Below are 7,997 nucleotides of genomic sequence, written 5' to 3'. Positions count from 1 at the left end.
GTGTCCTGCGTCCCGCCGCCCTGCGACCGCACCTTTGACGGTGGGATCAACGGCTCCGCGATCTCCCACAACCCGTCCGGAACAATCCAACTCCAAGTACCCCGCCCCATACCGACTTCAACGACGCCTCGCCACATAGGACACGGTCTTAGAAACCGGAACGGGCGGGAAGCGGTCGGCACGCCCCTCGGTGCTCCTATCGTCCGTGCACTATCCAAGAGGAGAGTCGATCACGGTCCAACCCCAGCTTCCGGTGTAGTAGTCGATCATGGCATGGCCCCGCTCGGCGGCGGCGTCGAAGTCCGCCACCCAGTTGCCGACGTCGTACAGCGTCGTCCCTGGCGATACCCATCCCTCGGTGACGCCGTTGCTGCCGCCGTCGTCGGTGTGAGCGTCGGCCTTGACGTACACCGCGGTCTTCCCGGAATTCTGTACCCACACGGAGCCTCGCGCGTACTGGCCGGACCGCTCGATGCAGACTGTGGCGGTCAGCCCCGGTGCGCTGGAAGAGACAAGTGCGTTGTACGTGCAGGTGGGCCCGGCTGCGTGCGCTGCTCCTGCCAGGGGAGAAGCAAGTGCCATAATCGCCGCCGCTCCGACCGGCATGAGGAATTTGCTTCGCGCGGCGCGCAGTATGCTCATGATTTGCCTTCCAGTCGGGGATATCCCAAAATTCTTCCCTGTGGATATTTTTGGGTCCGAGCCGTCTAAGCGAAAGAGTAATCACTGCTCGATGTGCCGGTGTTGCGCGCGCCTGACCTATCAGTGCTCCACCGGGCCGACCCCGATTGAACTTGCCGAAACTGCGTGATGATCCCGGCCTGTGAATCGCGCCCCTATCTCGCCATCCGCACCGGAAGACACGTGGAAACATTTGCGGCACAGTACAGGCAGGTCGCGTCTGCCCGTGTTCGGTGGTGGTACCGCAGTGCCAGCGGAGATCGACAGCTTCGGGGGAGTGGCCCTCTTCCGCTACGACCCAGATCGCAACCGAGCTGCGGGACGTGGTCGAACAGCAAAAAACACGCGGACACCGCGTTCTGGAGATCGAGCCGATGCGCGAGCGCGGCGGCCCGCGGCAGGTGGACCCCGAGTGATCGGTGGAGACGTCGTTGACGCGACTGACCGAAGACATCAGTCTGCAGTTCAGCACGCTGATGTCGGCCCGGTGGGCGGCCTCCCGGTGGCTGGCCAACCGCCGCAGGGCGGGGGTTTGTGTTCTGTTACAGAAGTGGTGAACCCCGCCCTGGTGGACGCCTCGCGCGTCCCTGGTCTGCCTCTGTCGCCGTCGGTCACGGCCGCGCCATTCTGGTTCGGGCGTGGCTGGACTCACTGTGAGACACCGTCTGGTGGCTAGTCCTGTCCTGGGCGAGGGGTGGTGGAAGTCGATGCCGGAACGAGTCGGGAACATCACCAGGTTGCGTTACGAGCAGATCGTGACCGAGGCCCGCGAGCTGGTCGCGCGGGCCCGGTTCGCCCTGGGGGAGCAGGCGTTGGCGGTCGAGCCGATGAGGCCGGCGGGCGGATGGATGCCCAACGGCACCGATGACCTGTTCACCGTCGGGAGATGGCCGGCTCTGTTCATCGACGACATCGGGTCGCTGCCCCGACGGTGACGGACTGGCGGTGGGTCGCCTCCCGCTAGCTGGAAGGCAAGCGCAAGGATGGCGTCGCGTTCAGCGTTCAGCGCATCATGGCCTCTATCAGCGATCAGAACGAGCGGTGGGCTCCGACAGAGGATTCTCCGTTCAACCGGTCTGGCTGGCGTGGGTGAACCACCGATAGAGCGAAACGCCTGGTCGAGCAACGCGTCGACCGCCCCGTCAGCGTCGAGGAGAAGGTCCAGACCGTCACCGACCTCACCCGTGACGATGAGGTCGCCGGCAAGGTCGCGGCCGGGCTGCTGCGCAAGTCCGCGGGCCGCTACCCAGATTGATCCGGCCGACCGGGTGAGGGTGGCCCAGGAACTACTGAGGTTGTAAGCGTGGTGTCGTGAGTGTGAGGCCGGTTGCGGTGAGGCATCCGTCGATGATGTCGCCGCGGTATCGGATCTGGCGGAGGCCGTGTCGTAGCCGGCGCGTGAGGTGGTCGGGGTCGGTGAAGTACACGATGCGCCACCGCATCGAGGACTTCACCGCGTGGGCCCGCCCCCACGAGACCCGCACGGAGCGATCGGCACCGCCCGGTTCCGATGGACGCTGGCCTGGCACATCGCCCGCTGCTCCGGCAGCCTGGTGGCGCTGGCCGTCCAGTGTGGGCACCTCCGCACCGCGACGGGCGCCGGCTACGCGACCCGCGGCCGCGACGGCATCCGCGAACTCCTCGATACGAGACCGCTCGGGCCACCGCCTACACCCTTCCCGCCCTCCACGACGATTTCATCACGCGGCAGGAATCTCCGGGCCCGCCGCGCGGCGTCGATCCACGTCGCCGCTCAGGTCCCGACGTTCGCCGGATCGATCCGCACCCACCACCGGGCCTGCGACATTCTGGGCAACCCCGCCCTGACCATCTACGACAACCCGCGGTCCTTCCTGATGTGTCTCTACAACCGGGACCGGGCGCTGTGTCACCGGCTCGATGCCGCTGACGCCCCTCGGCTGGACCGATGCCAGCCGTCGTGCGCAAAGTTTGCACGCACCCCCCGCCGTGCCGAGCAGCTCCGGCAACACGTCCGGGCCCTGGAGAAGCAGGCTGCGTTCGAGGCATTGTCCGGACCGCTTGCCGACCGGCTGGTTCGGCGCGCCGGCCAACTGCGGAGCTGTCCAACCGCCATGATCAGGACCGAAATCATCTGCAGGAGCCGCCCGCATGAGTCCAGCCCTTGATGAGCGCGATCGCGTATACGCACCGCTGGACCGCATCCTGGGCGGCACGTCCGAGCACTCGAACGCCGCGCTCGCGGCCGAGGCTCAGGTTCCCCGCAATGCACTCACCCATCGTCATACGGACCTAAAGAACGAGTTCTACGACGAGGACCGCGCCCGCGGGCAGACAACCGGACGCCGAACGGCGGTTGCATGGCAGATCCGGCGGCTCAAAGAGTTGCGCGCTGCGGACGCCGACAAGATTGCCCAGCATAAGGCTGACATCGACGCGCTCTCGTCGGCGCCCCTGCACCAGGCCACCGTCGAGAACCAGCTCCTGCGCCAGCAGCTCGGGCAGCGCGCTGTCATCGTCCACGCGCTGCCCCCGCAACCTCAGCTGCCGATGGTCCACGGGGAACGTAACCCTCCTGGCAGGTAAAGCCGACCTCAACGTGTGACCTAAAGGATCATGCAGGTGGTGGTGGCATGGGCGACGAGCTTGCCCTGGTCGTCGAGCACCTTGCTTTCGGCGATGTAGGTGCGGCGGCCGGCGTGGATGACGGTGCCGGTGGCGGTGAGGGTCTGGCCGTCGATGCGGGCGGCGCGGATGTAGTTGACCTTGAGTTCGAGGGTGGTGTAGCCGGTTCCGGCGGGGAGGGTGGTGTGGACGGCGCAGCCCATGGCGGAATCGAGGAGGGTGGCAGCGATGCCGCCGTGGACAGTGCCGAGGGGGTTGGCGAAGTCGGGTCGGGTGTCGAGTGAGATGACGATGCGGCCGTGGTCAACCTCGTCGAAGCGCATGCCGAGCAGGCGGCCGATGGAGGGGATGTCGGTGGGCCGTTCGGTCTGTACCCAGCGCATCAGTTCCAGGCCGGTCATAGCAGCGAAGTCGGTGGTGGTCACAGGGCGTTCTCCTTGCAGGGTGCTGGTGGTGCCGCCGCCGGGGAGGCGGCGTGTTCGTCAGGCGGGAAGGGGCTCGATGCGGGCGGGGACGTGCTTGTGCCAGGGGGTTCCGGCGATGGGGTCGCGCCAGGTGAGGTCGGTGAGGGTGTTCAGGGCGACGCCGGTGCGTTCGGTGCCGCCGTCCTGGGTGGGCAGGTCGAGGCCGAAACCGTTGGGCAGGGCTGCGTGGCCGGGTTGCAGGCGGTCGTCGATCTCGACGAGTGCCTGAGCCGTGCCGCGGCTCGTGGTGATTCGTGCGGGGGCGCCGTCGAGCAGGCCGAGCTGTTCGGCGTCGTGGGGACTGACGCGCAGTGTGCCCTGGGCGTCGCGCTTGCGCCAGGTGTTGTCGCGGAAGATCGTGTTCGCGGTGAAGGCCCGGCGCTGGCCGGCGGCCAGGACGATGGGGAACTCCTCGGTGGTGTGGACGGCCGGGGTGGAGTCCAGGTCGGCGAGGAGGCCGAGGAGTTCGGCGATGGGCAGCGGGATGCGGTGGCCGGGATGGGGGACGTAGTCCCAGGCGTCGGCATACTCGTCCTCGGTGAACGTGATCCCGGACCGGCCCTCCAGCATCGCGTCGAACAGGGCGTCGGCGCTTCGGTGTCCGGCTCGGCGCATCGCGGCCGGGTACTTCTTGGCAATGCGCTGCGCCAGCGCCCACAGCACGGAGGCGGGGCGGGCCCCGTCGGGGAGGGTGGGACCGAGGGTCTCGTACAGCAGGTGCGGGGCCATGGCGACGGTGGACCTGTCGACGACGGCCAGGGCGGCGAAGGTGAGCTTGTACGGGGTGCGGCCCAGGCGGGCCGCCATTCGCAGCGCGGTGAGCCTGCCGCGGGGGACGGCGTCCAGTTCGCGGACGAGGCGGGCGTAGATCTCGGGTTCGGGCAGGGTGCCGGGCAGCGGGTCGAGGACCGGGGCGCGGAGGTGGAAGGTGTTGTGGGGGAACTCGAAGGTGAAGAACGTCGCTTCCCACTTCTCGAACTGGGAGGCGGCGGGAAGGACGTAGTCGGCCTGCCGGCCGGTCTCGGTCAGGGCGATGTCGATGACGACGACCAGGTCGAGCGCGGCGAGCGCCCGGGCGAACGCGGCGGAGTCGGCCAGGGAATGCGCCGGGTTGGACGACTCGATGATCATCGCCCGGAACCGGTCGGGATGGTCGGTGAGGATCTCCTCGGCGATGACGTTGCAGGGAACCAGGCCGCCGGGCATCCGCGCGCCGGTGACGGGGGTGCGGCGCGGGCTGGTGGAGTAGCGGGCCAGCGGGGCGATCCACGAGTGCGGCTGCATGGCACCGGGTTTGGCGAAGTTCCCGGTGAGCAGCCAGGTCAGCTTGTTGAGATAGGACACCAGCGTGCTGTTGGGGCCCTGCTGGACGCCCAGGTCCTCGTACGTCGAGACGCTTGAGGCGGTGCCGATGACGCGGGCCGCCTGTCGCAGCAGGTCCTCGTCCACGCCGCAGGTCCGCGCGCAGCGGGCGACGTCCACTGCCTTCAGCTGGGCCATTACGGCGCTGGCGCCGGTGGTGCGGGCGGTGAGGAAGGCGTGGTCGAGGAGGTCTTCCTGGACCAGGACGCCGAGGAGACCGGCCAGGCACCAGGCGTCGGTGCCTGGCTTGACCTGCAGGTGGATGTCGGCGAGGTCGGCCGTCTCGGTGCGGACCGGGTCGACGACGATCATCGTGCGGGCGGGGTTTTTGGCGATGTCCTTGAGCACGGTGCGGGCGCGCGGAACGCCGTGGGACTGCCAGGGGTTCTTGCCGAGGAAGAGCGAGACTTCAGCGCGGGTGAAGTCGCCGGTGGTGTGACCACCGGTGAGATGGGCGTCGACGAATCCCTCGCCGGTCTTCTCCTGGGCGAGAGGGTTGGAGCGATAGCGGGCACCAAGAGCGCGCAGCAGGGCGCCGCTGTAGGCGCCACCGAGGTGGTTGCCCTGTCCGCCGCCGCCGTAATAGAAGATCGATTCCCCGCCGTGGGTGTCGCGCACGGCTCTCAGCCGGGCAGCGATCTCGCGGACGGCGGTGTCCCAGTCGATGGGGGTGAAACTGCCGTCCGCCTCCCGGCGCAGGGGCGTGATGAGGCGGGCGCCGCCGTTTTGGTAGTAGTCCAGGCGCAGGGCCTTGTTGCACGTGTAGCCGGCGGTGGCGACATGGTCCTTGTCGCCGCGGATCTTGGTGAAGCGGCGGCCATCGGTCTGGATCTGGATGCCGCAGTTGTTCTCGCACAGGATGCAGGCGCTCTTGTGCCAGGCGGTGTCGGTGATCATGGGCCCTGTCTCCATATGCGGTAGGCAGCTGGGGCGGCCCGCGCCCTCAAGGTATGCATCCGGGGACGCGGGGACGTGCTGGTCAGCCGAGCGGGCTGGTGGTGTCGCGCAGGGTGGTCAGGGCCGGGGCGTACATCCGGGCCTTGATGGTGCCCAGGGTGTCCCCGGCCTTGTTCACCTGTGCCTGGGCGATCTCGATCGCGGTGGAGCGCACGACATCCTCGGCGACGGCCTGGTCGACGATACCGACGGCCGCGGCGTCGGTGCCGCCGTAGCGGTGGGCCGTGAGCATGGCCGTGTGCGCGGTCTGCGGGGCTAGCCGGGACTGGATGAGGGCAGCCATGCCGGGGGTGAAGGGGATGTTGATGTCGGCTTCGGGCAGACACCAGTAGCCGCGGTCGGCGCGCATCACCCGGAAGTCGTGGGCGAGGGAGAACATCGCGCCGGCGGCGAAGGTGTGCCCCTGCAGGGCGGCCACCGTGATGACCGGCAGCGACAGCATCCGCGCGAACAGCTCGTGGACGGATACGACGTAGTCCTGGTGCTGGTCCGCGTGGGCGAACAGCCAGTCCAGGTCGAGCCCGTTCGAGTAGAACTTGCCGGTAGCGGCGGTGACCAGGGCGCGAGGGCCTTCCGCCCTTTCCACCTCGTCGAGCGCGGCGCCGACGGCGGTGAGCCAGTCGGGGTGGAAGCGGTTCTCTCCGTCCCCGAGGTCGAGGACGAGGACATTGTCGTGGCGGTCGAGCGAGGGCATAGCGAACTCCTTCGTTACTGATCTGACGTGGGTCAAGGTCTGCGAGCTACGCCTCGGGCCGGGGCCCGGATCCAGCGCCCGGGCGGTCACGCAGGGCGTAGAGGAGTAGGTCGTGGATCTCGGCGGCGGCTGCCTCGATCGGGGCGGTGCTCTGCTCGGCCCGGCACATGATCACCGCGCCTTCGACCGCGGCGATGATGAAGGCGCCGAGCCGGCGGCTGCGCTCCTCGGTCAACCCGTGCTGGACGAGGAGTCCTGCGAGGGCTTCCTGCCAGCGAGCAAAGACGGCAGCGGCAGAGCGGGCGAGCTGGGGTGCGTCGTCATTGGTCTCGACGGCCACCGCCACGATGGGGCATCCGACTCTGAACCCGCTCTCCACGAGTCGGTGGCGCCACAGCACGAAGAACGCGTCGACAGCCTTCACCGGATCGTCCGCCTGTATGGCGGCATCGATCAGGCCCGCGATGAAGTCCCCCGCCAACGCCACCGCCTCGTCGATGAGCTGCGCCCGCCCGCCGGGGAAGTGGTGATACACCGAGCCCCGGGGGGCTCCGCTGTGGGCGAGGACCCGGTCGATGCTGGTCGCGCTCGCCCCGTACTCACGCAGCAGCGCGGCGGCGCTGAGGATCATCCGGTCACGGCTTTTACTCCTGCGCGGACTCACCTGCCCTGCACCTCCCGACGATGACGTGGCCTCCGCGAACGGATGGGCTACCTGTCGGTAACTTATGTTGTCTGTCATAGAACATGCAAGAGGAGTTCCAGCACTCGTTGCAGCCACACCGGTAGGTGCCGCTCGGCCAAGGCATGGGTCACCGATGGCCGTGTTTCTGGAACCGCTCAGCTCAACACGCTGTACTGGGCAGAGAAGTAGTCGAGGAACGCCCAGCCGACGACGTACTTCGAGGAAGCCACGCCGCCGGAGTGCGTGGGGCGACAGGACGGAATCGTTGTAGGCGCGTGCCGCATTGAACACACGGCCAGCGATCGACCGTCCGCGCCCATCGCACCTCCACCCCGCGGTTCTCCACCTCCTTGCCGATCCGACGCAGCTGGTCACCACCGGCATCACCGCCCATAGGGAGGTCCTCATGCGAAGCCAACAGGGCACTGCCGTTCGACATGTCACTACTTTCCGCGGCGGACCGGCCGCTGCACCTATTGATCCGAAACGCTTTGGGTTCAGGCTCGTTGACGGTGTGTGAGTGATCTGGTGGGGGATGCGCGGGCCTGGT

8 protein-coding genes and 2 pseudogenes are annotated in these 7,997 nt (G+C 68.0%); 4 read left to right on the top strand and 6 right to left on the bottom strand.

Going from position 1 to position 7,997, the window contains the following annotated elements:
- Together ACFWW8_RS37690 and ACFWW8_RS37685 are read right to left on the bottom strand one after the other, a co-directional pair.
- Positions 1–110 (bottom strand): annotated as a pseudogene (locus ACFWW8_RS37690) (IS5/IS1182 family transposase); the annotation flags it as partial.
- A gap of 100 nt (positions 111–210) precedes the next feature.
- Positions 211–642: a hypothetical protein gene (locus tag ACFWW8_RS37685; protein WP_386537231.1), complete on the bottom strand. Its 432-nt coding sequence runs from the start codon at positions 640–642 to the stop codon at positions 211–213.
- Positions 643–1,349: 707 nt separating this feature from the next.
- On the opposite strand from ACFWW8_RS37685, the gene ACFWW8_RS37680 reads away from it, so the two are divergent.
- From ACFWW8_RS37680 to ACFWW8_RS37665, 4 genes and pseudogenes are all read left to right on the top strand, one after another.
- Positions 1,350–1,616, top strand: a complete 267-nt coding sequence (locus ACFWW8_RS37680; protein ID WP_386537228.1) for a hypothetical protein — start codon at positions 1,350–1,352, stop codon at positions 1,614–1,616.
- 77 nt (positions 1,617–1,693) lie between these two features.
- Positions 1,694–1,936, top strand: a pseudogene (locus ACFWW8_RS37675) (DUF6192 family protein).
- 202 nt (positions 1,937–2,138) lie between these two features.
- Positions 2,139–2,828 carry a hypothetical protein gene (locus ACFWW8_RS37670; RefSeq protein WP_386537225.1) on the top strand — a complete coding sequence of 230 codons (690 nt, stop codon included), beginning with the start codon at positions 2,139–2,141 and terminating at the stop codon, positions 2,826–2,828.
- A complete protein-coding gene (locus ACFWW8_RS37665) occupies positions 2,812–3,246 on the top strand; it encodes a hypothetical protein (RefSeq protein ID WP_386537223.1) in 435 nt (144 codons plus the stop codon). Before ACFWW8_RS37670 ends, ACFWW8_RS37665 begins: the two co-directional genes overlap by 17 nt.
- A 20-nt stretch (positions 3,247–3,266) precedes the next feature.
- Here the strand turns inward: ACFWW8_RS37665 and ACFWW8_RS37660 are convergent, their stop codons facing one another.
- The 4 genes from ACFWW8_RS37660 to ACFWW8_RS37645 all read right to left on the bottom strand — a co-directional run bounded on the left by ACFWW8_RS37660 (position 3,267) and on the right by ACFWW8_RS37645 (position 7,393).
- Positions 3,267–3,710, bottom strand: a complete 444-nt coding sequence (locus tag ACFWW8_RS37660) for a PaaI family thioesterase (RefSeq protein WP_386537220.1) — start codon at positions 3,708–3,710, stop codon at positions 3,267–3,269.
- Between the two features lie 57 nt (positions 3,711–3,767).
- The gene (locus ACFWW8_RS37655; protein WP_386537218.1) at positions 3,768–6,008 is read right to left on the bottom strand and encodes a molybdopterin-dependent oxidoreductase; all 2,241 of its coding nucleotides are present in this window, start codon (positions 6,006–6,008) and stop codon (positions 3,768–3,770) included.
- 82 nt (positions 6,009–6,090) lie between these two features.
- A complete protein-coding gene (locus tag ACFWW8_RS37650; protein WP_386537216.1) occupies positions 6,091–6,762 on the bottom strand; it encodes an enoyl-CoA hydratase-related protein in 672 nt (223 codons plus the stop codon).
- Positions 6,763–6,808: 46 nt separating this feature from the next.
- Positions 6,809–7,393, bottom strand: coding sequence for a TetR/AcrR family transcriptional regulator (locus tag ACFWW8_RS37645; RefSeq protein WP_386537213.1), 585 nt, complete (start codon positions 7,391–7,393; stop codon positions 6,809–6,811).
- Between the last annotated feature and the right edge of the window lie 604 nt (positions 7,394–7,997).

This window comes from Streptomyces sp. NPDC058701 (assembly GCF_042715295.1).
Taxonomy (GTDB): Bacteria; Actinomycetota; Actinomycetes; order Streptomycetales; family Streptomycetaceae; genus Streptomyces.
The sequence above is the reverse complement of the archived record's forward strand: the minus strand, read 5'-3'. Positions and strand labels throughout refer to the sequence as shown.

Excerpts from the sequence above, each read along its gene's own strand:
- ACFWW8_RS37685 (WP_386537231.1), bottom strand. The coding sequence starts at position 642 with ATGAGCATACTGCGCGCCGCGCGAAGCAAATTCCTCATGCCGGTCGGA.
- ACFWW8_RS37665 (WP_386537223.1), top strand. The coding sequence starts at position 2,812 with ATGAGTCCAGCCCTTGATGAGCGCGATCGCGTATACGCACCGCTGGAC.
- ACFWW8_RS37655 (WP_386537218.1), bottom strand. The coding sequence starts at position 6,008 with ATGATCACCGACACCGCCTGGCACAAGAGCGCCTGCATCCTGTGCGAG.
- ACFWW8_RS37650 (WP_386537216.1), bottom strand. The coding sequence starts at position 6,762 with ATGCCCTCGCTCGACCGCCACGACAATGTCCTCGTCCTCGACCTCGGG.
- ACFWW8_RS37645 (WP_386537213.1), bottom strand. The coding sequence starts at position 7,393 with ATGATCCTCAGCGCCGCCGCGCTGCTGCGTGAGTACGGGGCGAGCGCG.